The sequence below is a fragment of the Rhodococcus sp. 4CII genome (assembly GCF_014256275.1).
Lineage (GTDB): Bacteria > Actinomycetota > Actinomycetes > Mycobacteriales > Mycobacteriaceae > Rhodococcus_F > Rhodococcus_F wratislaviensis_A.
The window spans coordinates 6,883,265-6,909,826 of the sequence record NZ_JACCFE010000002.1 but is presented as its reverse complement, the minus strand read 5'-3'; the positions used below and the strand labels follow the sequence as shown (position 1 = coordinate 6,909,826).

The 26,562-nt window shown below is 65.5% G+C and carries 18 protein-coding genes and 3 pseudogenes; 11 read left to right on the top strand and 10 right to left on the bottom strand.

All coding sequences use genetic code 11. The features are described from left to right. Window positions 1–225: 225 nt before the first annotated feature. Genes H0B43_RS32715 through rffA form a run of 3 tightly spaced genes read left to right on the top strand, consistent with a single transcriptional unit; the run spans window position 226 to window position 3,324 of the window. Entirely contained in the window at window positions 226–1,134 is a 909-nt protein-coding gene (locus tag H0B43_RS32715) for a glycosyltransferase family A protein (RefSeq protein ID WP_185724156.1), read from the top strand. Next, on the top strand, window positions 1,127–2,182 hold the full coding sequence (locus tag H0B43_RS32710; RefSeq protein ID WP_185724157.1) for a glycosyltransferase: 1,056 nt from the start codon (window positions 1,127–1,129) through the stop codon (window positions 2,180–2,182). Before H0B43_RS32715 ends, H0B43_RS32710 begins: the two co-directional genes overlap by 8 nt. Further along, entirely contained in the window at window positions 2,182–3,324 is a 1,143-nt protein-coding gene (gene rffA / locus H0B43_RS32705; protein WP_397517504.1) for a dTDP-4-amino-4,6-dideoxygalactose transaminase, read from the top strand. The genes H0B43_RS32710 and rffA overlap by 1 nt, the downstream gene beginning before the upstream one ends. Window positions 3,325–3,348: 24 nt before the next feature. Here rffA and H0B43_RS32700 read toward each other — a convergent pair whose 3' ends face one another. The 3 genes from H0B43_RS32700 to H0B43_RS32690 all read right to left on the bottom strand — a co-directional run bounded on the left by H0B43_RS32700 (window position 3,349) and on the right by H0B43_RS32690 (window position 8,560). Beyond that, on the bottom strand, window positions 3,349–5,568 hold the full coding sequence (locus H0B43_RS32700; RefSeq protein WP_185724159.1) for a hypothetical protein: 2,220 nt from the start codon (window positions 5,566–5,568) through the stop codon (window positions 3,349–3,351). Between the two features lie 376 nt (window positions 5,569–5,944). Next, window positions 5,945–7,204 (bottom strand): hypothetical protein, encoded by a 1,260-nt coding sequence (locus H0B43_RS32695; RefSeq protein ID WP_397517432.1) that lies wholly within the window; start codon window positions 7,202–7,204, stop codon window positions 5,945–5,947. Window positions 7,205–7,654: 450 nt separating this feature from the next. Then, the gene (locus H0B43_RS32690; protein ID WP_252189673.1) at window positions 7,655–8,560 is read right to left on the bottom strand and encodes a hypothetical protein; all 906 of its coding nucleotides are present in this window, start codon (window positions 8,558–8,560) and stop codon (window positions 7,655–7,657) included. Window positions 8,561–8,687: 127 nt separating this feature from the next. Here H0B43_RS32690 and H0B43_RS32685 point away from each other — a divergent pair, with 127 nt between their 5' ends. From H0B43_RS32685 to tatB, 3 genes are all read left to right on the top strand, one after another. After that, window positions 8,688–8,885, top strand: coding sequence for a hypothetical protein (locus tag H0B43_RS32685; protein ID WP_185724161.1), 198 nt, complete (start codon window positions 8,688–8,690; stop codon window positions 8,883–8,885). Window positions 8,886–8,963: 78 nt separating this feature from the next. After that, window positions 8,964–9,944: a VWA domain-containing protein gene (locus H0B43_RS32680; protein WP_185724162.1), complete on the top strand. Its 981-nt coding sequence runs from the start codon at window positions 8,964–8,966 to the stop codon at window positions 9,942–9,944. 144 nt (window positions 9,945–10,088) lie between these two features. Further along, window positions 10,089–10,490 carry a Sec-independent protein translocase protein TatB gene (gene tatB, locus H0B43_RS32675; protein WP_185724163.1) on the top strand — a complete coding sequence of 134 codons (402 nt, stop codon included), beginning with the start codon at window positions 10,089–10,091 and terminating at the stop codon, window positions 10,488–10,490. Window positions 10,491–10,853: 363 nt separating this feature from the next. On the opposite strand, the gene H0B43_RS32670 is transcribed toward tatB, so the two are convergent. Further along, entirely contained in the window at window positions 10,854–12,368 is a 1,515-nt protein-coding gene (locus H0B43_RS32670) for an LCP family protein (protein ID WP_185724164.1), read from the bottom strand. A 1,235-nt stretch (window positions 12,369–13,603) separates the two neighbouring features. On the opposite strand from H0B43_RS32670, the pseudogene H0B43_RS43280 reads away from it, so the two are divergent. Both H0B43_RS43280 and H0B43_RS32665 read left to right on the top strand, forming a co-directional pair. Next, window positions 13,604–13,711, top strand: a pseudogene (locus H0B43_RS43280) (IS3 family transposase); the annotation flags it as partial. 385 nt (window positions 13,712–14,096) lie between these two features. Next, window positions 14,097–15,686, top strand: a complete 1,590-nt coding sequence (locus H0B43_RS32665) for a phospholipase C (RefSeq protein WP_185729718.1) — start codon at window positions 14,097–14,099, stop codon at window positions 15,684–15,686. An 836-nt stretch (window positions 15,687–16,522) separates the two neighbouring features. Here H0B43_RS32665 and H0B43_RS32660 read toward each other — a convergent pair. From H0B43_RS32660 to H0B43_RS32650, 3 genes and pseudogenes are all read right to left on the bottom strand, one after another. After that, a complete protein-coding gene (locus tag H0B43_RS32660) occupies window positions 16,523–16,990 on the bottom strand; it encodes a hypothetical protein (RefSeq protein WP_185724165.1) in 468 nt (155 codons plus the stop codon). 272 nt (window positions 16,991–17,262) lie between these two features. Beyond that, a pseudogene (locus H0B43_RS32655) lies at window positions 17,263–17,745 on the bottom strand (polysaccharide deacetylase family protein); the annotation flags it as partial. A gap of 1,263 nt (window positions 17,746–19,008) precedes the next feature. Next, window positions 19,009–19,755 (bottom strand): DUF998 domain-containing protein, encoded by a 747-nt coding sequence (locus H0B43_RS32650; protein WP_185724166.1) that lies wholly within the window; start codon window positions 19,753–19,755, stop codon window positions 19,009–19,011. Window positions 19,756–20,663: 908 nt separating this feature from the next. Between H0B43_RS32650 and H0B43_RS32645 the strand changes: the two genes are divergently transcribed. Continuing rightward, complete coding sequence (locus H0B43_RS32645; protein WP_185724167.1) at window positions 20,664–21,365, top strand: MspA family porin; 702 nt, start codon at window positions 20,664–20,666, stop codon at window positions 21,363–21,365. Window positions 21,366–21,369: 4 nt separating this feature from the next. Here H0B43_RS32645 and H0B43_RS32640 read toward each other — a convergent pair whose 3' ends face one another. Then, a complete protein-coding gene (locus H0B43_RS32640; RefSeq protein WP_185724168.1) occupies window positions 21,370–21,876 on the bottom strand; it encodes a hypothetical protein in 507 nt (168 codons plus the stop codon). Between the two features lie 31 nt (window positions 21,877–21,907). Between H0B43_RS32640 and H0B43_RS41895 the strand changes: the two are divergent. Continuing rightward, a pseudogene (locus tag H0B43_RS41895) lies at window positions 21,908–22,153 on the top strand (transposase); the annotation flags it as partial. Here the strand turns inward: H0B43_RS41895 and H0B43_RS32635 are convergent. Together H0B43_RS32635 and H0B43_RS32630 are read right to left on the bottom strand one after the other, a co-directional pair. Continuing rightward, window positions 22,105–22,827 carry a rhomboid-like protein gene (locus H0B43_RS32635; protein WP_185724169.1) on the bottom strand — a complete coding sequence of 241 codons (723 nt, stop codon included), beginning with the start codon at window positions 22,825–22,827 and terminating at the stop codon, window positions 22,105–22,107. The pseudogene H0B43_RS41895 and the gene H0B43_RS32635 sit on opposite strands and share 49 nt — an antisense overlap. A 196-nt stretch (window positions 22,828–23,023) precedes the next feature. Next, the gene (locus H0B43_RS32630; RefSeq protein ID WP_185724170.1) at window positions 23,024–24,328 is read right to left on the bottom strand and encodes an alpha/beta hydrolase family protein; all 1,305 of its coding nucleotides are present in this window, start codon (window positions 24,326–24,328) and stop codon (window positions 23,024–23,026) included. A gap of 328 nt (window positions 24,329–24,656) precedes the next feature. Here H0B43_RS32630 and H0B43_RS32625 point away from each other — a divergent pair, with 328 nt between their 5' ends. Then, window positions 24,657–26,462, top strand: a complete 1,806-nt coding sequence (locus H0B43_RS32625; RefSeq protein WP_312033637.1) for a N,N-dimethylformamidase beta subunit family domain-containing protein — start codon at window positions 24,657–24,659, stop codon at window positions 26,460–26,462. Window positions 26,463–26,562 lie beyond the last annotated feature (100 nt).

Genomic DNA, 26,562 nt, shown 5'->3' with positions numbered 1-26,562 from the left:
TCGCCGGGGTGATCCTTGGTACACCTTGATCCCACCTATGCGGCCGCCATCCAGTCTTCTCGGCCAGAATGATCTCGCGCATGTGGGGAGTGTTCCAGTCTCGGGCGGGTAGGGGCGAGATGCGGCCCGTGTCGTTGTGCAGATTATCGATATTCGCAGCATTCGCGGTGCTAATCTGGCGCAAATTCGATCCTCGACCGAACGGTAAGGGGCTGGCCGTGAGTGATGCCGTCGTCCGCACGTCGACCGGTATCGAACGCCCGCGACGGATGTAGGCGGGTGCCGAAATTGTCCGTGGTGATCCCGGCGTACAACAATGCCGCCGTCATCGAGGACACTGTCGTCTCAATTCTCAAACAGGACTATGCCGACTATGAATTGATCATCTCCGATCATTCCTCCACCGACCGCACGATGGACGTACTGCAGCAGTTCGAGCATCACCCGTTGGTGTCATTGCACACGACGACGGCCGGTGGTGGCGCCCAGAAGAACTGGCGCAGGGTCAGCGACGCGGCGAGCGGCGAGTACATCAAACTGGTGTGCGGGGACGACGTCCTCTACCCGGGCATGCTGGCCGCGCAGGTGCGGGCGCTCGATGCCCACCCGTCGGCGGTCGCGGTGTCCTCGCGGCGCGACATCCTCGACGCGCACGGTGTGCCGATCATTCGTGGCCGCGGACTGCAGGGACTCGCCGGAGTGGTCTGCGGGGTCGATGCGATCCGCCGCACTATCCGTCTGGGCACCAACGTATTCGGCGAACCGGTCTGCGTGACGCTGCGCCGCGACGCCCTCGAGCAGGCCGGCGGCTGGGACGGCCGATTCCCCTATCTGATCGATATGACTTCGTACTCCAACCCGCTGCTCCAGGGCGACCTGGTGGCGCTCGATCAGACCCTGGCCGGCTTCCGGGTGACGGCGACCCAATGGAGTGTCGCGCTGGTCAACCAACAGGCCAGTCAGTCCAAGGCGTACAACAGGTGGTTCCAGGCGCAGGTACCCGACCGGATCAGCACAGCCGATCTGTGGCTCGGGAACCGACGTGCAGAGGTGATGGCTCTCGAGCGGCGGATGTTCTATTCCCTGTTCCGTTCGCGACTTCGGCCACCTGTGCAGGAGCACGGTCATGGCTGATCCGAATGGTGTGGACACCCTGCACACGATCTCGGTCGTGATTCCGGTCTATCGCGGCGAGAACACGATCGCGGAGCTGGTTGCGGAGATCGAACGCTCCACCACCGCGTCCACGACACCGGACGGACACCCCTATGTGGTGTCGGAGGTGGTGCTCGTTCACGATCACGGCCCCGATCGGTCCGATCGTGCACTTCTGGAGCTCGAGCTGACGAAGGATTTCCTCCGAGTGATGTGGCTGAGCCGCAACTATGGCCAGGACGCAGCCACTATCGCGGGGATGACCGCCTCGAGCTGCCGCTGGATCGTCACGATGGACGAGGACGGTCAGCACGACCCCGCGTTCATTCCGGCGTTCCTCGACGCCGCGCTGCGCAGCCGTGCGGATCTGGTCTACTCGGCGCCGAGTAACCCGCCACCGCACTCGTTTCTGCGGAATCTCACATCCAGGGCGGCCAAGAAGACATTGGCATCGCTGTTCGCTGTCCCCACGTCGGTACAATTCCAAAGTTACCGGCTGATTCGCGGTGATGTCGGCCGCAAACTGGCCGATATCACCGCCTCCGGCGTCTACCTCGACGTAGCGCTGTCCTGGGTGATCGGGAGGACCGCGACCACACCGGTCGTCTTGCGGTCGGAGGGCAGGGCTGAGTCGGGGTACACCTACCGGAGTCTGTTCTCGCTCTTCTGGAAGATGGTTCTCTCCACCGGAACCCGGGGACTGCGGATCGTCGGTGTGCTTGGTCTGCTGCTCGCGACGCTCGGGTTGGTGCTGGCGATCGTGGTGACCGTGGGAGCCTTGCGCGGCGAGGAGGACCCGGAGGGATGGGCGTCGCTGATGGTGGTCGTGCTGCTCTGCTCGGGTGCGATCTTGTTTTCCCTCGGCATGATCGCCGAATATCTGGGCGTGGTGCTGCACGTGTTGATCGGCCGTCCCCTCTACCTGACGGTCGACCCGCCTCACTCCTCGCCCCGTTCCATGCCGCACTCATCGGATTCACACGATCCGGTTTCCCGTGGGACAGAGCATTCGGAGGATGCGCCGTGATCGAGCCACGCATTCCGTTCAGCAGGCCATACCGATCCGCGTCCGAACTGACGAACCTCACCGCCGTGCTGCATTCCGATCACACGCACGGTGACGGACCCTTCACCGCGTCGGCCACCGCCAAACTTACGGCGATCACCGGCGCGGCACACGTACTGGTGACCACCTCATGCACTCATGCGCTCGAAATGGCAGGCCTGCTCCTCGAACTCGGTCCGACCGACGAGGTCATCTTGCCGAGCTTCACCTTCCCCTCGGCGGCCACCTCTGTGGCGTTGCGCGGCGCGACCTGCGTGTTCGTCGACATCGATCCCACCACCGGAAACATCGACCCGGCGGAGGTCGCCGCCGCGATCACGCCACGAACGAAGGCGATCTACGTTATGCATTACGGCGGGGTTGCCGCCGACATGGACGCACTGCTGGCCATGTCCGCGGAGCACGGCCTGTCGCTGGTCGAAGACAACGCACACGGACTCGGTGCCCGCTGGCGGGACAGACAGCTCGGAACTCTAGGGACACTGGGGACGCTGAGCTTTCACGACACCAAGAACATCCATTGCGGTGAGGGCGGCGCACTTCTCATCAGCGACGCGGTGTTGCTCGAACGCGCAGAGATGATCCGCGAAAAGGGCACCGATCGTGCCCGGTTCCTGCGCGGGCAGGTCGACAAATACGTGTGGCAGGAGATCGGTTCGAGCTATCTACCCAGCGAGTTGAACGCCGCCGTTCTCGATTCGCAGCTCGACGAGTTCGACACCATTCAGGCGGCCAGACAGCGCGTGTGGGATGGGTACGCACGGGCGCTTCCGGAATGGGCGTCGGCGAACCGCGTCCAACTCATGTCGACTCCGGTCGAACGCGAGCACACCGCGCACCTGTTCTACCTCCTGGCGCCGACGCCGCAGGACCGCGACGACCTCATCGAACATCTCCGAGCACGAGGAATCTCGGCGCCGTTCCACTACGTGCCGCTCGACTCCAGCCCTGCGGGGCTGAAGTTCGGGCGGGTTCACTCTCCGTGTACGCGCACCGCCGACTTCTCGGCCAGGTTGATCCGATTGCCGCTGTGGGCGGGCATCACGGACTCGCAGATTGACCGGGTCGTCCTCGGCGTCACCAGCTTTCGCGCACGGGGCTGACCGACCCGGCGGTGGCGCCTGCTGTCAGGAGTGAACCATCTCGGGCGTAGCTTTCTCCTGTTCATGCTGTTCACGACGGCGGTTCCGCACGAACAGCCATTGCAGCGCGGCGATACCCAGCAGCCCGGCGGCGGCGGTGGCGGCTCCGATCAGGTGTCCGGGTGCCTCCCAGCCGACTACGAGCTCGGTATCCGTGGTGCCGGCGGGCACGTCGACCGCGACGAAGGTGCCGTCCACCGTGGTGAAGTCGACAGGTTCGCCGCCCAGTGTTGCCCGGTACCCCGGCCAGGCCAGTCGCGCGAATACCACCTTGCCTCCCGTGTCGGAGCTGACCCGCAGGGTGCTGGTTTCATTGGTCTCGGACACCGACTCGGCGGTCACCCCGTCGGTGTGTGCGATCCGCCCGTTCACACCCGAGATGGGTCCGCCGACCCGTTCGAGGACGAAGACCTGGTCCTGGACCTGCGGGTAGTCCACCCACGTCCACCCGGACGGCGCAGCCGACTGCCGAATGTCGGGGTACTGTGCGCGCTGGAGCACAACCCGATCGAGTTTCATCAGGTCGGCGAGGGTTTTTCCGGTCGTCGGTTCCGCAGTGAAGAGCCACCGCATCGCTTCAGGGCAGGTGGACCCGTCCCAGCGCATGCACAGTAGGGACGAGAAGGCCGCATAGCCGACCGGCGTGTAGGCGTTGACGTAGTCGAGCTCGAGGTCTTTCGCGTAATTGCCGAAGACCAGCGCCTTGTAGGCGCCGTCGAGGGTTTCCTCCTCCTTCTTCACCAGAGTGCGGTCACCGAGCTGGAGGGTCGAGCCCGCCCACTCGGGAAACGCGGCCTGCGCCTGCGCCCGGCTGCCGGGGAGGTTCCACGACAGCGGATGCGGGCTCGCCATCAAAACCTGGATGAACAAGACCGGCAAAACCGAAACCATCAGCAGGCCGCATACCGCGGCGGTCCCGAACCGGCGGACCACCCACAACGCGAGCGCACCGACCACGAGGATCGCCACCGCCCACGCCACATGACGCTTGGTGACCGCTGGCTGCGACGACGCCGCCCGGACCACCATCACGACCACCAGGACCGCCGCCGCCGTGGATCGACCTCGCAGGTCGCTGGTGGTGCCGTGCCTGCTGAGCAGCACGCACAGCAGGATCAACGCGCCGAGCGCCACCATCGGCAGCACCCGGGCAGGCCAACGCAGAGGACCCATCACCCCGGGACCCGCGCTCCACAGCAGGGCGACGATCAAGAAGACCGGCACCGCAGAGATTTCCCGCAGGGACGACCGGACGGCCCCCCAATTGACGAACGCCAACGCCGGGATCAGGAACCAGGCGATATACGTCGACGGGTACGGCTGAATCGTCTCACCCCATGGCAGGACGGGCAGCGTCGAGGGCAGACTGGCGTTGAGCGATTCCGACCACGGGGCGGTGAACACATTGTCGTTGACGATGCTGGTGCCGCCGCGCCAGGTCACCGACGAGGAGAGAACGCCGGGCAGGTAGGTGATCGCCCCGGCCGCGGCCGCGCATCCGGCGGCCATCGCCAGCCGCAGCGGCGGTCTCCAGCGTCGTTGATAGATACCCTCGCCGAGCATCACGCACGCGATCATGACCGCGGACTCGAGGCCTGGGTAGATATAGCCGACCGTGATCGTCAGAAACAGGAAGACGAACACGGGTACGGGACCGGACCTCCCACGCGTGTATCGCACCGAACTCGCCCAGGCGTGTGTAAGCCAGGCAGTCCCGGTCAACGCCGTTACCCACGTCGCCTGATCGTAGAAGAGCACGAAACCGGTGAAAGGGAACGCCGCCCCCGCAACCGCGGCCCACGGTGCCCGCGCCCCGTACTCGAGGCAGATCCGGTATACACCGAGCGCCAGGATGACGGAGAACACCAGTTTGACCACCGTCGCCAGAAGGATCAGGTTGTCGACGGAAGGCGAGATCAGGTTAATCAAGGCCTGCGGCGGATTCCACAGCCCACCCTGGCCCTCGACCGGATAGTTTCCGGCCATCCACTCACCGGGCACGAGCCCGGGGACGAGGTGACCGTTGCGCATCAGGTTGCCGAGCAGGACCCAGTTGGGGACCGCACCCGACTCGGTGTCGTCGCTGTAGAAGAAGCGGTTGTCGGCGAGCACGACCAAAACGAAGCCGGCGATTACCGTCACGACGACGACCGAGCCCCACCGCCAACGCTCATCCCAGAAGGTTGGCGTACGAGAAACGGTCACAAGATAACGATCCTAGCGAGTTCCGAATCCACGGAGCCGCGTCGCGCGTCCGACGCGCCGGGTCGGGTCGGGTCGGCCGACATCAGTGTCAATGGTGTTCTGTCCGGCGGTCGCCCGCCACACCGCCTATGGACTGATGGACATACAAGTTGCGGTGGACCGCACCTGATCGAAATGGGATATCACACTCAACAGCTCCGTCTCGGCGAGGGCCTCGTAGACGGGCCGGGTGATCGGGAGGATGAGGACACGCTGGACCACGAGCGGTCCGGCCAGTGACCGTACTCGCCGACCTAGGCGAGCGGCTGGGCACCACACGAGACCTGTTCTGCATCCCCGAGAGTCATCACGCCACGCGGATGCTTTCGGCGGCGGCTCACTCGAGTGCGGTCAATAGTGCGGTGAGTCTCTGTGTCTCGGTGGCGGGATCGGGTCTGCTTGCTCGCACGGACTGAAGGACGGCGTCGATTCGGCCGTCGAGGACGCTCCACGCCGTTTGGTCGGCGGGGCGCAGTGTCGCCTCGTCGTCGTCCCACGCAGTTTCGAGGTCCTTGATCCGCGCCTTGGCGTCAGCCTGCTGCCCGGCCTGCACCTTGGTGAGCGTGTCCTGGGCGATGGTGCGGAACTTCGCGACCTGTGCCGGTGGGAAATGCGCGGTCGCCTGTCCCGGGTCGAGTGTCGCGGTCACCGGCGGCGTACCGGATTCGTCCTCCTCGCTCGCCACGGTCGCGTGTGGCTGCCCGGCCGCCCAGATGAGCACTGCACCGGTGGTGACCGCGACTGCGGCGTAGTACCCGAGCATGATCCGTTCGCGGGCCGCAGTCGTGGTGACGGTCGGAGTGTGGGTCCGTTCGTGCTCTTCGATGACGTCGCTGCGGGTGAGGGTGAGGTACCCGACCGTCGCGAGGATCGCGACGAGGAAGACCACACTGGTCAGGGCGGTACCCCACCCGAGGCCGTGTTCGGCCGAGGGGGACGCCAGCCAATCGCCGAGGTTCGCCCCCAGCGGACGAGTGAGGATGTAGGCGAGCCAGAACGACAGCACGGCGTTCGCGCCCAGCCGCCAGCCGAACACGATCAAGACGATCAGACCGGCCGGCAGGAGCACCGATACTCCCGGCCCCCAGCCGGTGAGCTCGAGGGTCCAGTCACCCGCGGCCGTGCCGAGCGCAAAGGTGACCAGCACTGCGAGCCAATAGAACAACTCCCGACCAATCGTGACGATGCTGTGGATCGACAATGTCCGCTCCCGGGCGTACCAGACGCCGAAAACGACGGCGAGTGCCCCTGCGAAGATGCTCGTGCTCACCGCGAGCGGAACACCCAGAGCGTCGGTGAGAATGTCCGTGTAGAGCGTGCCGGTCACGCTGAGCACAACAACCGTCAGCCAGTAGGCGATCGGCACGTACCGGTCCAGGCGAAGCTGCCATCCCAGCACCGCGCCAAGTATCACCGTGAAGATGAGGGCGGTCGTGTTCAGACCGACACCCAGAGTCATGTCGATCCAGTCGGCGAAGCTCTCACCCACGGTCGTGCACAGGATCTTGATGACCCAGAACCACACCGTGATCTCGGGCACCTTACTCAGCATCGTGCGCCCAGTCGTGGCAGCCGCGGATCTCGTCGTCTCGGTCACAACCCCCGACCGTAGAGACATGTCGCTGAGCTCGCGCTGAGAGTCTCCGTCACGGCCACACTCGGCATGAACATCGCCGGGCACAGGAACACGTCGAGGTCACCGAAGTACGCCTCCCGCGAGGTGCGGGCAATCATTCGCCGACATTTCCCGGTGAGGAATTCGGGTGCCACCACGAGCAATGTTCCGCCACTTGGTAGGTGAAGAACATCTGGACATCGAACCCGACGGTCTCGTGCACGTTCTCGGGCTCGATTCCGTCGGGACAGCCGGGCACGATCTTCGCTCCCGCCTTCACAATCCCGTCGCCGGGCGCCGTAGCCCACCGCGCGATCGGGATGCAAGCGGTTCGTTCGATGCCACCATCCGTTCACACGTCTCCGGTGGCCCAAGGAAGTCACATGCACTCCGGGCTCAGGCACCACCGGCAGCGTCGGGTGAAGGACACGATCATCCCAAGACGTTGACGGCGCGCGCGAGGACTAGCGCAATGGTGGCCAGCGCCACACCGGATTGCACCAGCATGGCGAGTTTGGCCCACCGGGACAGCGGCATCGTGTCGGTCGGGCTGAATGCGGTTGCGTTGGTAAAGGAGACGTAGAGGTAGTCGGCGAATCGAGGTTCCCAATCCGGGTGGGTCATCGTCGGTGCACTCATCTGCGGGAACAGGAAATCCGGATACTCGTTGAGTCCATGAGCACGGGCAGCGGGACCGCCCCTGTCGAGGTCCCAGTACCAGAGGCTGAACACAATGATATTCGTCGCATAGACGGCGCCACCAGTGGTCAGCAGCCCGACCGCATCGGTGCTGCCGTTGCCCGACACGAGATCGTAGATCAACACGATCACCGAGTAGGCGTTGGCCAAGCTTGCGACACTGATCAGCGCGAGACTCGTCGCGCGCAGCGGCCGCGACAACCGGTCGATGCGCGCCGGATTGAAAGCGATCAACGTCACCAACAGGACCGCCTCGGCCGTGGGCAACAGAAACCGGAACGACAGGTTCAGCCGATCCGGCAACGCCAACTGCAAGCCGATTGCCACCAACACCGCGGCCGACGCTGCCCACCGCGACTCACCCACAGTCATCCGACGCCACGCCGGGACCCCACCGTGCGGATGTGCCTGTTGTCCGTTGCCGTCGTCGCCTCTCGGCCCGTCCGGCCCCGGCGGTGTCGGTGGCGTCCGTGGTGTGCTCACGGAAACATCGTGCGCTCGAACCCCTGCGTTTGTCTCTCGCCGCGAGTGATAGCGATTGGCGACAGCATCCCGAAGCAGCGCGAGACCGTGCCGCTCCGACAGCACAACGGCGGCGCCATGAGCGGCCTTGGTGCGCTCGGTGACGGCATCGGTCACCGCGGTCGGGGCAATGTTGCCGGTATCGAGGCCGAGGAACCCTCAGTGTCACTCACCCGCCCCGTGGTCGAGTGGGGTTGCTGTGTTCGCGGCGCTGGTCACGGTTGTCGCGCTGGTGTTGGTCGGGGTGAGTCAACAGATTGCGCTGACCGTCCAGCCCCTCGAGTACGGCGCCGCCTTTCTGGGACTGTATGCGGGCGCCCATGTCGCGATGAGGTTCCTGGCGCCGTGCGCGGACCCACACCCGGTCCTCTGGGGTCTGCGCCCTGGCGTGTGCCGCAGTCTCCGCGATCATCGGGACGGCGCACGCATCTCCGTACAGTGATGACGTGCCCGATGCCGCCGTGATCATCATCGTCTCCGCACGCCCACGCACCGTCGCTGTGGCGTATCGGGGGTTACGGTGACCCTGTCCGGATTCACGGCGCCATGGTGGCTGCTGTTCGCCGTCGCCGTGGTAGCCCTGCTGGCCGGCTATCTGTGGGTGCAGCGCCTGCGACACGTTCACGTTCTCCGGTTCACCAACCTCGCACTGCTCGAGAAGGTGGCCCCGACTCGACCGAAATTGTCCCGACACGTCCCGACCGCACTTCTTCTGGTCGGGCTTGTGATGCTGACCGTGGCGATGGCCGGACCGACCGCAGCCAAGCGGGTCCCCCGCAACCGGGCGACGGTGATCCTGGTGATCGACGTTTCACTGTCGATGCGGTCGACCGATGTTCAGCCGTCGCGGTTGGCGGCGGCGCAGGACGGGGCGAAGTCGTTCGCGGACAGCCTCACCCCGGGCATCAACCTCGGGTTGGAGTCCTTCGCCGGAACCGCGTCGATGCTGGTGTCCCCGGTTACCGACCACAACGCGACGAAGAACGCCGTCGACCATCTCCAACTTGCCGAGCGCACCGCCACCGGTGAGGCGATCTTCACCGCGCTGCAGGCGATCGACCAGCTCAGTGAGGTGCTCGGCGGCAGCGATCAGCCACCGCCCGCCCAGATCGTTCTCGAATCGGACGGCAAGCAGACCGTCCCCACCAACCTCGACGACCCCCGCGGCGCGTTCACCGCGGCGCGGCTGGCGAAAGAGAAGAACGTTTCCATCTCGACGATCTCCTTCGGCACCACCCACGGCACGGTGGACATCCAGGGTCAGCCGATTTCAGTTCCGGTCGACGACGCCTCGCTGCGGCAGATCGCGGACCTGTCCGGCGGCGCTTTCTTCTCCGCGACCAGCGCCGACGAACTGCAAAGCAGCTACCAGAGCCTGCAAGAACAGATCGGGTACGAAACCCAACTCGGCGACGCGAGCCGACCCTGGCTCATCCTCGGATCGGTGTTCACCGCCCTCGCGGCGGGAACGGCCCTCGTACTCACCCGGCGGCTACCGTAACTGGCAGCGCCGACCGGTGTCGGTGCGGAGCCGTCGGTGTGACCGCGAAACGCACGTGCGCATGGTCCCGCCCGAACCTGGTCGCCAGCTGTGCCGCGGATCGCCTCACACCGGTCGCCGCCGATTCATGTCACACTGATTCGGGTGTTCGATAATCTCGGCTGGGACCACCTGATGATCTTGGCTGTTGCCGCGTTGGTGATCTTCGGTCCCGAGCGTCTGCCTGGCGCACTTCACACCTTTTTCGGCGTCATTCGCAGTGCCCGCGAATACGCGACGAACGTCCAGCAGCTACTCACCGAGGAGTTGGGCCCGGAATTCGACGAGCTGCGCAGGCCGCTGACGGATATGCAGCAATTGCGCGGCCTTACACCCCGGGCGGTCATCGCTCAGCACCTTCGCGGTGGCGACGCGGCCCTGCCCGAGAGCGCCGACCCGCACCATTCCGTATTCCCATCGACCGGTCCCGAAGCGGCCGCATCCAACCCGGCAACAGCACCGTCCGGCGGGCGTGAGGCTCCGCCATACGACACGGACGCCACGTAACCGCTAGCAGCGTCGTCGGGAAACGACGCTTCAGGTGGTCGGCACTCGACTCCGCGGTTTCGAGATTCGGTCGGCTGTGGACAAGTCGAGGCCTCTCGACAGGCAACTCTCCGATTCGGTCCCCGCACCGCCACGCTCAGAGGATCGTGCCTCCCAGGCCGGTCACCGCCGAGGCGCTCCGGGACGGGATATTCGGAATCGTCATCTGGGCTGGGCCTGCTGCGGGAACGATTCCGCCGCGGCCGACAGCACGAGTGCCGCGGTGCGCGCGGTGCAGCTATCGACCGGTCTGAACATGGACGTGGTGCCGATGGCGATGGATTACCGCCCTGTCTGCTCGGTGACCGCTGACCGCTCCCGGGGTCAGTCGACACACGGGACCGTGCCGCCGTCGATAGGTGAGCCCTGATCTGGTGTGGGCGTTGCGGGTGTGCTGGTCGCGGTGGGTCGGGCAGTACCGGGACTCGCTGCTCGTGTCGAGGGTCCGGACTGCATCACGAAATTCTTGGCCGACGCGTTCGAACTCGCCGGTGGCGTGAAGGTTCGCCCGAGAACTATCCGTATGTGGCCGGACGGAAGGGTCCGATCGGGGGCGATATTTAGATCTCCGAGCAGTGCCGACGCGGTGCGGGCGTCGACGTCGGCGCCCGGACCGTAGGTCACCGAGGAATCCGTGCCGTCCCGGGACGTGGCATTACCGACTGTGCCCGCCGCAAAGCCGTCCGCGATCAGAGCCTTCGACACGTCGGTGGCCAAACCCGGTGTTTCGCCGGCATTGACCACGTCGACAGTGCTGGTCGGTGGTTTCGCTGGACTGGTCGTTGTCGGTTCGGGCACTCCGAACGCGGCACGCACCTGTGCTCGGATTGCAGGTATGTCGACGATGTTCACATCCTGGCCGTCGATAGTGTCGTACCGGACGACGGGCAGGGTCTGGAACTCGGTGGTGCTGCCGGCGACCTTTCCCAGCTGCTGGGCATAGCTTCCGATGTCCCACCCCGACGACAGGACGACGTCCTGCTTGGCGACGTCGAGCAGGTTTTGCAGTTTTCCCGGGTTGACGAAGGTCCCCGCCGATTGCAGCTTGTGCATCGCCGACACCAGGAATGCCTGCTGCCGGTGCGTGCGGTCGAGGTCTCCGTTGTCGAGGCCGTGCCGCTGCCTGACGAACGCGAGCGCTTGGGAGGCGTTGAGTGATTGCGGTCCGGCCGGGAAACTGGCACCCGAGTAGTCGTCATCGACGGGATGGTTGAGGCAGACGTCGACCCCGCCGAGCGCCTGCGCCACATCGTAGAAGCCGGCGAGGTTGATTTCGGCGAAACGGTCGATGGGCACACCGAGGAAGTCGCGGACCGTCTGCAACGTTTCCGCGCGGCCGGCCTCGCGGCCCTTCGTTTCGAGGGTCTGCTTGTCGGTCACCCCTGTCGCGGTCAATCGTTGCTCTGTGTAGTACTTCTCGAGGCCGTAGGCTTCCTTGATCTTCACGTGATCGTTGTCGGGGATGCCCTTGACGGGGACGTAGTCGTCTCGAGGAATCGAGAATGCGGTGATCTTGCTGCCGTCGTCAGGCACGTGGAGCAGGATCAGCGTGTTGGTGTTGTACCCGCCCTCCTCGCCGTCGCCGGCGTGCAGTTGGTCGAGGATGGCCTGCGGTAGGTCGTTTCCCTGCTGGTCCTTGCGCGAGTCGAGGCCGATCAGCAGGACGTTCGTGGCCCCGTCCTGCGACCTGGGCCCGTCGCCGAGCGCGTCCGATGTGGTGAGTCCATCGGTGAAGGCCCGCAACTGGTACCAGCCGAAACCCGTACTCACCAGGACCATCAGCGCCGTCGCGGACACGACGATCCGCCAGCCTCGACCCGCGCGCGGGTGCGGTGCCATGCGGTGACTGGGCGCGCCGCGGCGCCGAACCGTGTGGAAGTCCATCTCACCGCCGTACTGGATCGAACGGGTCCCGAAACTGTGGTACCCGGCGCGCCGGCATACGCGCCCCGGTAGGACCGCTGCCGTCGCGAACTCGTCACCCAAACATTATCCGATGCTCCGACAGTAGCTCACGGGCGCTCGCACGCGAGATCGGTCTGCGGGCGGATCATCCAGCTGCGCAGCGCCTTCCGATATCGGATCGGGATGGGTTCGTGACCCGCTCCGTGAATCGCGCGGCGGCTGCGAACCATGGAGGGGGTCACGATCCCGGCAGGCCGGTGTCCACGGGACCGATCTCCGATCGACATTGACAGCAGATTCACAGCCTGGCGGGATCTGGTTACCAGGAAACGCTCCTATGCTCGCGCGGGAAGGGCAATGCATCCAGCGAAGGACCGGACATGACGCACGACGACGCGGCGCGCGAACCAGACGAGGCCACCCGAAGCACACCGACTCCTCCGGGCGGCGACGGCGTGAAAGAGCAGTGGCGGGCATCGCGATTGCTGAGGATCGGGACGCTGATAATCGGAGGACTACTGGTCCTGGGCGTCGGATTCGGCGTAGGCCTGGCGACCGGCCTGTCATGGAACCACGGTGGGCACGGGGGTCACTCGATGCACGGCCACGGGCACCACATGCGCGATGATCAGCGTGGCGGGCCCGATGGGCGCCACGTCGGATCCGGTCCGCAGCAGGGCGAGGACGGTTCGAGGACCGCCCCGACATCGACCACCACCGCGCCGTCGGGGACCGGCACAGCACCGTCGACGACATCGCCGACGCCACCCACACCGTGAGGCGTTCGCTGTCGACGAAAGATGCTCGCCGGCGCGGGCAGTAGGACGCATCGAGTAGCGACCGGGCGCGGACCGGGGTGCGATCCAGTCTGTATGCACCCCGGCGAGGCACCTGACCCCCGGTCGCGAGAGGGCAGTGCAGTGGGCGGAAGAGGCTTGCGCCGCCCAAGGAATACGAGCGCGCTGAGCATGGTGAGCGGGGGCCATCCTACGTGAGAACCTGCATTCGTCGTTGCTCACCGAGTCGCGTCGCCAACGGGGTGCGCTCGCCGGTTTTCTCGCTGCCGCGCGGACCCAAGCCCCGCGGCCGGGCCCACCGAGAGCGAGTTGGTTGCGGAGAATGCGCGGCTGGCCGCGGAACTCGAGCAGGCCAGGGAGGTGAAACCAGACCGGGACCGCCGCCGCCAGGCCTCACACCCACCGAATGTGAAACCGGAACTGGTTGCTCATCAACCGAATTCGGTGTGGTCTCGGGACATCACCAAGTTGCCCGCGCCCGGTGCCAGGCCGAGTCCACCATAGCGGTCCGTCCAGGCTATCCCTTAGGCCTTATCGTGGCACAGCCGATCTCCGTTCCAGTGTCACGACCATCTGACCAACTCGAGAGAGGTTCCGAGTACGCCCCCCCGTATCTGGGTGGCATGGTCGCTGCCCCGGAAGCATGACCCTGGAGAGCGCGGTTCGCGATACGGGCGAAGTCGCGGGCGTCTCGGCCACCGTCCGGCGCCGAGAGGTGGTGGCGGGTGCGGTGCCGATGGCGGCGAACCGTGCGGTGCCGCCAGGAATCCATAGGGTGGCGACCCGCGCAAATCATCCGACGCCGAGCTACCCTGGCCTTGACGGTTTGGTTGTGGCGCAACAAAAGGACCGATTTGTGAAGAAGATGACCGTCCGCGTCGCGGCCGGATGCGTAGCTCTGCTCACTGCTGGTGGATGCGGCGATGACGGTTCGGCCCAGGATTCTGCGCGGGAGGGCACCGCTGCGCCGGCATCGGCTGTGGTGACGTCGACGCCGATCAAACATCTCGTCGTCCTGTTTCAGGAGAACGTGTCGTTCGATCACTACTTCGGCACTTATCCGAAGGCAACCAATACCGATGGCACTCCGTTCATGCCCGAACCGACGACACCGGAAATCGACGGACTCACCCCCGCACTACTGCACCAGAATCCGAATGCCGAGCAACCGCAGCGCCTCCAGCCCACCCAGGCCGGCACGTGTGACCAGGACCACGAGTACGCGGATGAGCAGAAAGCGTTCAACGGCGGCGCAATGGACAAGTTCGTCGAACACACCGAGGTCGCGGACTGCACTAAAGCCCCCAGACTTTACGGCCGTAACGGGCTTGTCATGGACTACTACGACGGAAATACGGTCACTGGCCTGTGGAATTACGCACAGCATTACGCGATGAGTGACAACTCGTTCGGTACCGTCTTCGGACCGTCGACTCCGGGCGCATTGAACCTCGTCTCGGGCCAGACCCACGGCGGTCACGCAGTCACGTCCGACACCCACCAACCTACCGTCGACCCGTCGGTAGTGGCCTCCGTCGACGCCGCCGGTGTCGGCACCGCGATCGAGGATCCAGATCCCGCGTTCGACGACTGTTCCAACGCAAGTCATACGACGCAGAAAAACCTTCTTGCGATGAGCGGTAGAAACATCGGCGACCTCCTCAACGACAACGGCGTGAGCTGGGGTTGGTTCCAGGGCGGATTCCGACCCACGTCCATCAAGAATGATCTGCCGGTGTGCGGTGCCAAGCACATGAGCATCGCCGGCCAGGAATCCACCGACTACAACCCCCACCACGAACCGTTTCAGTACTTTCAGTCGACCAGCAACCCGAAGCACCTTCCGCCGGCGTCGGCCACCGATATCGGGCAGAGCGATCAGGCAAACCACCAATACGATCTGACGGACTTCGACACCGCCCGCACATCGGGAAACCTGCCGTCCGTCAGCTTCCTGAAGGCGCCGAATTACCAGGACGGTCACGCAGGCTACTCCGATCCACTCGACGAGCAGCGTTTCATCGTCGACACCATCAATAAACTCCAGTCCTCGCCGGAATGGAGTAGCACCGCCGTGGTGATCGCGTACGACGACTCCGATGGTTGGTACGACCACAAGACGCCGGACATCATCAATGGATCCCAGGACCAGGCGGTCGATGATCCGGCATTGTGCGGTTCGGCGCCGGTCATCGGTGGGTATGCGGACCGGTGCGGTTACGGTCCGCGACTTCCACTTCTGGTTATCTCACCGTTCAGCAAGGTCAACTCGGTCGACCACACTCGCACCGATCAGACGTCGATCCTCAAACTAATCGAGGACAACTGGAACACCGGCAGGATCGGTGACTCGTCTTTCGATGAGCAGGCGGGCTCGCTCGCCGGACTGTTCGACTTCGCCCACCCGCACAACGACGTCCTCACCCTCGACCCCGGTACCGGCGCCGTCCGATAGCAGTACCGGCCGGCTGACCGATTGCCGCGCGGGTGTAACCACCTGCCCGCACCCAACGATGGCTCTCGTTGCGGTCCCACCGATTGAATCGCAGCACTCACCATGTGTTCGGACACATGCGTTCGGACACATCACGTGCCGCGGCCGGTGCGCGTAGGTGGAGGGTCGAAGGCGCACCCGGATCCGTCCACTCCCTGCCTGGGGGCGTGGGTGCGCAGGGGATCGGCGCGCGCGTCCGAACGATGACCGGCTGGGCGCCGGAAGAAGCGTCCCCTCCCCCACATTGTCGTCACATCTTCAGCGCCGGAATGCCATCCAGCACAGTGCTGCGGCGAGATAGATGGCGACCGCAGCGATGATCGCTGCGACGAGGATTCCGATGTGCCACATCGTAGTTTTCATCGGCATCGTCGTCTACTTCCTCCGCGGGCGGACCCGGCCTGTCCCGGTGTCCTCCCCACGCCTATGGCCGCGATCACGGTGTCGCGCTCCATTCGCCGGAGGATTTCGGTGGCCCCGCTCGAGTATGCACCCAGGGTCCTGTGAGGACACTGAGTGGCGGTGACCGTCCGTCCGGCGGTAGCGGCTGGCGCGGGTACACCGTTCGGCACCCGCTGAGACCACGCTGAGAATAGTCGTCAGCCGGTTTCGGAAAAGGCTGCGATGGAATACGTTCGAGTCGCTGACTATCGCTGCAACCGATACGAGTCAGCGCTTCGGGTGCCATTCCTTGGCGAGAGATGGCCCTCGTGATTCGGCTCCCGCCGGCGGCTTATCCAGAGCAGCGGCGGGAGCCGTCGGCGGGCGCACCGAATAGGGCAATGTCGCCGACGCGGTCAGAACTCTTGGGTAGCAACAGCATCGAAGCACAGGTCGGTGCCCGCCCACAGGTACATGGTCGGTGGAATCGGATCACCGGCGGACGCCGTGTCCGTGCACGCGGCGCCCGTGCCGATTGCCGCGCCGAGGAGGGCCGGGATTTCGCTCGGTACCGGAACCAGGAGGTTGGTCCGGCCGGAGGCCAGTGGCCGCCGACGATACCGGCGGCACCGACGGCCAAGGGGCAATGGCCCGAGAGCAGCGAAAGACAACCAGTGCGGTGGCCAGGTTCGCAGGTCCATGTTGTTCCCGGCGAGATAGACGAGGTCCCGGTTGCCTTGGTGCGGGCGCGGCGGTGTATTGCAGCTGGTTCTTCGCACTTCCCCACCGCTGATGGTTGTTGCCCGGTCGATCCCCGGAACCAGGGCGGCGTGGTCGACGATCAGTGCCAGATTCTGGCGGACCGAGACAATGCGTTCATCCACGACCGCGTCCCGGTCCCGGCTCCGAACACGGCCACCGCGACCGCCGGCGCGGGCAAACACGCGGCGTCCTGCAGCCCTCACTGGTGCCGCTCCTTTACGCACCGCTAAGTGTGGTTGAGAGAACGTTGAGGAAAAAGCGTCCCTGACATCGGGTCGTACAATGCTCCATCTCGAACGAGCGACACCGTGCTGGGACGCGTCCGAATGAACCACGGGGCGCACGATTGGGTCGCCGTTGGGCCTTGCGTATGAAGACCGCGATCCGACAACCGTTATGGCTGAAGGAAGACGTCGTGGAGAGTGACGGTTCGGAGTTTGCGGTCGCGGATGATCTGGACGAGATGCGGATACACGTGGGTGACGGGCAGGTAATTGAGGTGTCCGATGACGATTGCCTGCGGGGTGAAGTACTTGTCGGCCATCTGCATCAGATAGTCCTCGGTGATCAGCTGGGAGTCGGACAAGGATCCGAACCACAGGGTGGGGACGGTGTATCCGAGGCTCGGGGCCACCGCATCGTTCCGGTTGCCGTACGGAACACGAAATAGATGAGTCGGATGCCCGTGTCCTTCGCGAATTGGGTGTAGAGGCGGACGACCTCGCTGTTCACACCGTCGTCGACGGTGAGCACGAGAAGATCCCCCGTGCCCGGCAGTGGTCAACGCGCCGCCGCCGGGTAACCGGACCCTCGACGCCGGCGGCGGTGGCGGTAATACCGGCGGACTCGCCGGAGGGGCGCGGGTACCGAGGGTGGCCCGGCTCGGGGCGATCGGGGCATTGCTTCGCCTGCCGTCGCGCGGCCGCTGATTGCATACGTAGATCGGAAATGGAGAGAGCAGTGCGAGCGGGACTCTTTCGAGGCCACCCACCAACAACACAGTTCGCCTCTCGGAGTATGCATCTCGACTCCTGTGAAAACGCTGAGAAGTCACGTCCACCTGTGTGGAGGGTCAAGCAGCTTCAGGGAACGGAGTGGTCGCTGAGAACGCGCTGAGAACGGCGACGTACGTCCTTCCTTATGGGATTGCGCTGAAATACTATTCGCAAGCCGCCGTCGTTCGCTGCAACCGATACGAGGCGGCGCACCTATCCTCACCACAGGCGACGCGGGGCTCGGTGCTGCGGTCAGTGCTCGATGTCGCCTCACCTCCACCGGAAGCACGTGGGCGGGTTCGGCCCGCGCGTGGTGGATGCAGGTGTGCGAGGTCTTCGCGATGATGGGCCGTTGTTTCCGACGTGATTGGTGTGGAACGAATTCAATAACTTCGGCGTTCGGCAGTCTCCCTGTTGGGGTCGATCAGATCAGCGGGGTCGGGCGAAGGACGGACTGCGACGCTTTCAACCGATGTCGTGTTCTGGCCGGTGCAATCCATGACGACTGTGCAGAGGCTCCCCCGAGGGGATGCTGGTGAGCTTGACGGTCTGCGTCGCCTTCGGCGCCAGAGTGACCTCTTTTGACGAGATCGTCGCTCTGGATGGGTCCAGGACGCTGAAATCACAATGTAGTGCCGCGTCGTCGCCCTTCGCGATCACGGTCACTTGGCCCCGTCTGCCGATCGCGGTCATGGTCGCGTCGGCGGATGCCGCTCCGGCTTCCGGAGGAGCAGAAGGACTCACCGACCCCGGACGAACCGGCGTTGCGGGCCGGTCGCGGGTGGACACGCCGGCGGGTGAAGCATGGCGGGTGTCTGCGCTGCGCCAACTTCCTTCCCGGCCCGTCGAAAGCCTCGGGACCGGCCGATTAGGCCCCCGGAGGTTCCGCATCGGCGCCTGCTGCGGGATCGGCTGACATGCGCCTGCACGCGATCGACCGAATGATCCGAGCGATCGTGCTGCTTCTGGTTGGCCGTGGGGACTATTCAGCTCCGGACGTCGAAGATTCATGTGAAAGAGGCATTCGACGACGAACTTCCCAGCCTGTTACTCGTCAACATCGCCGCCGTCGTGTGACTGATCTGGAGTAAACGGCTGTTCGGTGTCCGTGATGGGGGCCGCAGATATCCCGAGGAGCCCTCGAATCAGGAAACTCGACACGGAGGCGCCAGCTGTCCAGCCGGCCGACTGACGTGACCCGCTAGACGCCGACCGTGGTCGGCCGCGGGATCCGCGGAGATACGACGCGGGGCATCAGCCTTCTCCTCCAGCGGAGGAAATGCGGCTCCGCGCACCATCGACAGCAACACCATCGCCCCGGTCACCACCATCCAGATCGGCAACGGATACAGAATGATCCGCTCGGTCAGGCCGAAGTGCACATTCGGAAAGGCGAGAAGTATCCCACCGGCAAGTCCGGCGAGAGCGCACACGGTCGACCAGATCGCCGTCCATCGCCTCCGGTCCCACAGTCCCCACGCGACGAGGCCGAGCACGACGTGTCGAGCCACGAACGCGGGCAGCACGGCGGCCAGGTGGATCAGGGGCCCGTAGTTCGCAGGGAACAGCCCCGTCGCAGCGGTGCTCAGTCCGGTGACGACTGCCAGGGTCATCGTCCATCGGTGTAGGCGGCCGCGCGGCAGGTGTCCGCGTAGGAGAATCGCGCCCACCGTCATCAGGAATCCGATGGCGACGAAGGACAGGTTCATGAACGAATGAAGCGGGGAACACACCTGGCTGCAGTTGGTGACACCGAGGTCGCTGATCGAGTTGTAGACGAAGCTGTACGGCGTGGTCCACGCCTCTGCAGTCAGGGTCTCCGATAGCAGATACCCGATGGCAAGGGTCCACAGGATGCCGCCGGCAATCCGTCGATAATCGTGCGTCGTCATACTCTGCTTCCTGCGAATGCGCGGCGTGGGCGCTGGCGGGTGGGCATATCGATCCCCGGAGCCCGGTGGCGTCGACCCCTGTCGAGGGTACCCGATTCGTGACCGCTCCGTAATCTAACTGTTACCTGCCACCGCTCCAGGAAGTGCGACTACCTCACCCGGTGCCGAGTTTGGGGCGGGCTCGGCGGATCCGCAGGGAGCGCACAGCTACCCCACACCATCGACGCTCAATCTGGACCGGTCCCCCACCATACAAACGTCGACATGACCGCGCCCACCCGAGCGTCACACCGCACCGGAAGAACCCTCACAGCACGAGATCTATTCTGGCGAAACGTCATAAGCGATTCGATGTCGTGCGGACACCCTTGCGCGAAGAGCCGACAGGCCGCCGAATCTGTTGCACGAGTGAGCAACTACCCTCGCTCGGTGGGTGGCGATAAGTCTCCGTTCTTCGGTTGCACGCCGGACCGGCTGGACGAACTCAGGTCGACTGCGAAGTATGCACCCGACACCCTGTGAGGACGCTGAGAGACCGGGAGTGCCCGTCGGCAGCGGCACTGGCTGCCGGGTGTGGCTGAGACTACGCTGAGAATCACCGGGCCGGAGCGTTCCGTATCTGTTTGCAGTGGAATTACATTCAAGATCTGTCGATCGCTGTAGCCGAACATCAGTACATCCGGGGATCGTTCCGAGGAGAAGGCGGGACCCCCGGTGCAATCGGGCTCCCGCCGGTGGTGACCCCAGATCACCGGTGGGAGCCTTCGGTGTGCTCACTCGCGGGGAAGCAATCCTCGCGGACGCGATTCGAAGACCGATTTCACTGATACGGCGAGCATCCTCCCCTCTCACTGGTTACCCTCAGCACCTACACATTTCGTCGGGAATCCAGCATGAATGGGGTCGGTATGACGAACGTCAGCCCATCACGGACCGGGCACAAGCGCATGAAGCGAACACTGGCGGTGGCCGCGATCGCCGTCCTTTCGGTTGTCATGGGCGGTGGCACCGCCTCAGCCGGGGTGGACAATTCCAGTTCGGTCGTCGACGCGCGAGGCAATCGCATCGAGGTCTTACAGGGCGACACCCAGTTCCAGGTCGTTCCACCACTCGATGGTGTACCCACGTCGGTGGAGTTCTTCCACAACGGGTACGCCGGGGTCAATATCACCGGGCCCAACGCCGCGGGGTTCAAGGGCACCAAACTCGCCATCGGCTACCAGATCGGCTACCCGATCGCATTGTCCGGCGCCACCATCGTGCTTCACTCGCCCGGCCTCGGGTTCGTGATCGGCGCGAGCAACGGAATCGACCTCGGCCTCGTCCCGACACCCTCGCTGGACTTGCACGCGTCGAACCACGCCGACCTCGCAGGGGACATCATCCCGTCCCAGGAACTGGACATCGACCTCAAGCCCGGCGGCATCACCACCGTTCCGCTCCTGGAGAACCAGTCGTTCGACGGACCGGCCGCCAGCGTGCGATTGCAGGGCATCCACGGGTCCATCTCCGGTGCGCTCGGGGCGGTCACCATCCGGCCGTACGCGACCGCGGTCACCGCGCAGGGTGACACCGTCACGACCTACGGTGTACCACAGAAACTCAACTAATCCGTCACGTCGTAACAGAGCTCATCGGCCGCCCGATCGGTATCGGGCGGCCGATGCCATGCAGGGCGCTGACCCGGTGAGCCTGGAAGCGGTCAGCGCTCGAGCTGAAGCCGAACCGTCGCCTCGGGGATCGCCGCCGTCCCCCGAATCGGTGGAACGTCGAGCGGCCGAGGAGGATGACTCCTCGCCACGGATTCTTCCTGCCGCGCATGCCGGCGTCGGCGCCGCCCTCGAGTCGAGGGCCACGCCTGCCGCATCTGTCACGGAATTCGGGCAAGCCGCGACTCGATACCCATGGCGAAGAACAATGTTCGTCGAGAGCGAACGTCACGGTGTGGGTGTCGGCACCGCGGTCGTCGACGGCGTTGCGCTGGTCCCCGGCGGCGCGCTGGTGGTCGAGGTCGGGGCGGTCCTCGAAAATTCTCGCCCCCTGCGAACCGAACCCACCACTGATGATCTCGGTGGGAATGGGTTGTTCGAGGTTGAACCCGAACGGCAAATCGATACGCATTCTGCGGTGGCGAAGTCCGGTGGACAAGCCGGTCGACGAGCGCCTGGACCTGTCGCGGATCTAACGCCGCATACGCCGACGGCCGCGGCGCACTGCCCTACGATCCGCGGCTGATGGTGCGGATCCTGCTCTATGGCGACACCACCGGAGTGCGCTCGTCGCGGGCGATCGAACGTGAGTGCACCGATAAGGTGTCGTTCGGTGGCTCGCGGCCGGCGTTGCCCCGGCCTATCGGGCGACCGCAGGGTTCCGCAAGCGGCACTGTCTACGCCTCGCCCCGCACCTCCGCGCATTTCGGACCACCTCGACCGGGGACCAGGTGCCCGGGCGTGACCGGACAAGCGGGTAACACCCCAGACCGAGAAGTGCCGCGGCGAAGTGCCCGACCGCCGTGAAGTTCAGATCCACGAACAGCGGGACCCCGAAGAATGTCAGCACCCCCGCGACATAGAGGTAGCGCCACGGCGCGGCGATCCGGTAGGTGAGCACCGCAATCACCCCGGCCAGTCCGTAGCTGACACCGTAATCGAGGGTGGCGGCCGCGGACGCGGGAGCGTAGCCGCGGCGGATCGCCCAGTACAGCGCCCCTTCACTGAGGTATGTCGCACCGACGTGCGCGATGACCACCACGCACAACCACCGAAGTGTCCCCAGCCAACGCTCCGCTGGCACGTGGAAGACGTTGAACGAGATGAAGTAGGTGAACCAGCCGCCGCCGGCGAGCCAGAAGGCGCTCGAGATCAGTACCCGAACCGGGTCCTCGGCAAGATGATGCAAGTTGGTCGAACGATTACCCAGCACCACGTCCAGGACGTCCGGGGGCAGGTGCCTCATCACCACCGATGTGACCAGGAGTATCGCCAGCCAGATGTAGGTACCGGGTGCCCGCCGAACATAGGTCCACGCGGCCCGCGGAAAGGATCGAAGACGTGACGAGAGAGGGACCTCCATCAGAACAAGTGTGCACCGGCCCCGCCCCCTTCGCAGCACAGGGGGAGGTGCAGGTGCGGCTGCAGGATCAGCGAAACTGTCAGCACAGCTGAGCCCGAAAATTGTGGTCGGCGGCGAAGGTGGTGTGCGCCGATCATCGATCCCTGGCCTCGCCGGAACGAACTGCAGCATCCGCAGGCAGCTGAACGCCGAAGGGTCAGGAGATCAGCCCGAGCCGTCTCGCCAGCCAGTCCATCTCGGTGGACAGCCCGGCGGACCAGACGGCGAAGTTGTGGCCACCGCGGACCTCCGCATAGGACACGTCCATCCCCGCCCGCCTGGCGGCGTCGTTGGCTGTGCGGATCCGCGGTTTGAGTTGGTCGTCGTGACTACCGACCACAAAGACACCGGCCGAGCCGGGATAGCGATGCGCGGCAAGCAGATCGAGGGGATTGACCCTGGTGAACGCGGACTGCTTGCCGCCGAACGCGGCGTCCAGGGTGCGCTGATGATCACCGAGGGTGGGCTCCGGGTCTCCGGAGAGGTCCAGGAAGGTCGGATATCTCTGGGGGTAATTGGTGGCCATCTGCAGCGCGCAGGTTCCTCCCAACGACAGTCCGCCGATCGCCCACCCGCCCGGGTCGGGATCGACCTGAAGGTGCGCTGTGGTCCAGGCGGGCACATCCTCGGCGAGGTAGGTGGCGGCGTGACCGAGACGGGAATCGACGCAGAGCGGGTTGCCCCAGGTCGACCCGGTCGAGTCGGCGACCACCACGACCGGTCCGAGCCCGCCGTGATGGCGGGCAAAGTCGTCCATGGTGGCGGCGAGCCGGCCCCCGGTGAGCCAGTCCTTCGGCTGGCCGGGTTGGCCGGCCAGCAGCACCAGTACCGGAAACTGCGGTCGCGGCTCGGTGAAATAGGCCGGGGGAAGATAGATTTCGGCGCGACGAGCGGAGAACCCGGAACGGTCACCGGGGATGATTGCCGCCGTCACCCTGCCCGACCTCGGCATGTCCGCCGGTGGTGTCCAGACCGATTCGACGGGGCGACCGGAGATCGGTGTCGGCGTGGGCGGGGGAACCGCCCGGAAGTCGATGCGGGTCGCCTGCTCGAGCCCGACGGCGGTCTCGACCGTGGGATACGCAGCGAAGAACAGATTGACCTGGACGGCGCCGGCGACGACCACCGCGACAGCGGCCACCACCGACACCGCCGCCGCCCGGACCCGGCGAGTGGCAGTGAGAATGCGGGGCACCAGCAACGCCACCGCCCACAGCGCCAGGGCCACCCACAGGTAGACGGTGAGGGGGATCGGGTCGGGAAGTGGACGCCACACCCGCTCCACCCCGAACCACAGGCAACCGGTGAGAACCCCGGCCCCGGCGGCGGCCAGCGGTATCGCCCGGCGACGGAACCACCTCGCCCGCCCGGTCAGCAACCAGATTCCTCCCACGCCTCCGATGACGGTCACCACCAGCGGCACCGGCCCCGACAGCAACGACAGATCGGTCAACACGTGCACCCGCAGAACTCCTGATCTCTCACAATCACCGTTCTACTCGTTGCCGCCGACCGACGGGCCCCACGCTGTGCATCAGGCACACCATGACCCGGTCGAATCGGAATTTCGGACGGGACCCCACCGAGATGCTGCGCGAGCACCGGAAACCCGCACCGTCGGGGTCCGGCGGGCAGCGACAGGAGTTCGCGCCCCGACACCTTCGTAAAGTGGTGCCATACCTACCGGCCCACCGAGCACCGACTCGCACCGCGTCGGTGTGCGGGGAAGGGCACCGGCGGTGAGCGTGTCCGGGTTCACCTCCCCGTAGTGACTGCTGTTCGGAGCCGTGGTGCTCGCCCTGTTGGCAGGTTACCTGCCCGCACTGGCCGTCACCGCGGTCCATCTCCGCGAGCGGCAGACACGTCCGCTCACGACGCTCGTCCCCGCCCTCGCGCTCGTCGTGGCAACAGGGACCATCGTTGAGGTCTACCGCATTCGGCGAATCGGGTTCGCGCCGCCTGGAGCGTTTTCCGGATACGGCCACACCACCCCTGGGGAGCTCACCGTGACCGGGCACAATGTTGCGATGCTCACTCATCGCCGCCGCACGGTCCTCGTCTCGGTTCTCGTGCTCGTCTCTGGGGTTGTCGCTGCGTGCCAGACCATGTCCCCGCACGCGGTACCCGAGCAGGCCTCGACGTCCACCCCTGAGGCGGCCGCCGCACCGCCGCCTCAGGGGACACCGGACTGGCGGATCGCGAACCTGGGCTCCGAGCACGCCATCGAGGGGTACGCCGATCAGACGAGCGTGACCCCGGGACAGCCGCTGCACCTGTACGTCTCGACCACCGCCCGCACCTTCACGGTGACCGCCTACCGGATCGGGAACTATCTCGGATCCGAGGCCCGCCAGGTGTGGCGGTCGGATCCGCACCCGGGATCGCAGCAACCGGCCGCCGCGGTAAAGCCCTCGACCAACACCATCACCGCCCAGTGGCAGCCGACCCTGACCGTCGACACCAAAGGGTGGGACCCAGGGGACTACCTGCTGCGACTGGACGGCGACACCGGCGTCGGCCGCTTCGTCCCGGTCACGGTGCGGACCCCGTCGAACGCCGGCCGTATCGTCGTCGTCAACGCGGTCACCACCTGGCAGGCCTACAACCGGTGGGGTGGCTACAGCCTCTACGACAGCCCCAGCGGGAAGAAATCGGAACGGTCCCGGGCGGTCAGCTTCGACCGCCCCTACCAGTCCGACACCATGCAGGGCGCTGGCGACTTCCTCTACTTCGAGATGCCGTTCCTGCTCTTCGCCGAACGCTCCGGGCGTCCGCTCGGGTATGTCACCGACGTCGATCTGCACGCGGACCCGCACCTGCTGGACGGGGCGGCGGCGGTGATCACCCTCGGGCACGACGAGTACTGGTCGGCGAACATGCGCAACAACGTCACCGCCGCCCGCGACCAGGGAGTGAACCTCGCGTTCCTCGGCGGCAACGAAATGTACCGGCACATCCGGTTCGAGGATTCGCCGGTGGGCGCGAACCGTGTCGAGGTCGACTACAAGTCCTTCGACGAGGACCCGGCCAGTAGGACTCATCCGCTCGACGCCACCCAGGAATGGCGGAGCTCACCGAATCCGCGGCCGGAGAGCGTGATCCTGGGCAACTACTACCAGTGCAACCCGGTCACGGCGGACATGGTGGTGTCCGACGCGAAGAACTGGCTCCTCGACGGGATCGTGGCCGACAGGCAGAAACTGCCGGGCATGGTCGGCAACGAGTACGCGCAGATCGACCTGGACGTGCCGACGCCGCGCCCGATCGAAGCGTTGTTCCATTCACCGCTCACCTGCCAGGGCAAAACCGGTTTCGCCGACGCCAGTTACTACACCACCCCGAGTGGAGCCGCGGTGTTCTCCACCGGCACCCAGTGGTGGATCTGCGGACTGGATCCGGGCTGCACCAAACCCGGGACGGCCGCCCCGGAAGTGGTACGCATCATCAGCGCCATCACCACTCGACTCCTCGACGCGTACGCCGCCGGGCCGGCCGGCGCCACGCACCCGGCCGTCGACAACCTCGTCCGGGTCGGCATACCCGGCGCCACACCCCTGACCGCCCCGATCCTGCCGGCCGCACTCGTCCCGAACTGACCGCCCGGCCGGCTCGGACCTCCCGGGTGACCGTCCCGGTGGACACCACATCGACGACAACGCGATTCCAGCGCCCGCGTCGACCGCAACCGCCCGGGAG

Excerpts from the sequence above, each read along its gene's own strand:
- H0B43_RS32715 (WP_185724156.1), top strand. The coding sequence starts at position 226 with ATGCCGTCGTCCGCACGTCGACCGGTATCGAACGCCCGCGACGGATGT.
- H0B43_RS32640 (WP_185724168.1), bottom strand. The coding sequence starts at position 21,876 with ATGCGTATCGATTTGCCGTTCGGGTTCAACCTCGAACAACCCATTCCC.
- H0B43_RS32635 (WP_185724169.1), bottom strand. The coding sequence starts at position 22,827 with ATGGAGGTCCCTCTCTCGTCACGTCTTCGATCCTTTCCGCGGGCCGCG.
- H0B43_RS32650 (WP_185724166.1), bottom strand. The coding sequence starts at position 19,755 with ATGACGACGCACGATTATCGACGGATTGCCGGCGGCATCCTGTGGACC.
- H0B43_RS32645 (WP_185724167.1), top strand. The coding sequence starts at position 20,664 with ATGACGAACGTCAGCCCATCACGGACCGGGCACAAGCGCATGAAGCGA.
- H0B43_RS32710 (WP_185724157.1), top strand. The coding sequence starts at position 1,127 with ATGGCTGATCCGAATGGTGTGGACACCCTGCACACGATCTCGGTCGTG.
- H0B43_RS32665 (WP_185729718.1), top strand. The coding sequence starts at position 14,097 with ATGACCGTCCGCGTCGCGGCCGGATGCGTAGCTCTGCTCACTGCTGGT.
- H0B43_RS32670 (WP_185724164.1), bottom strand. The coding sequence starts at position 12,368 with ATGGCACCGCACCCGCGCGCGGGTCGAGGCTGGCGGATCGTCGTGTCC.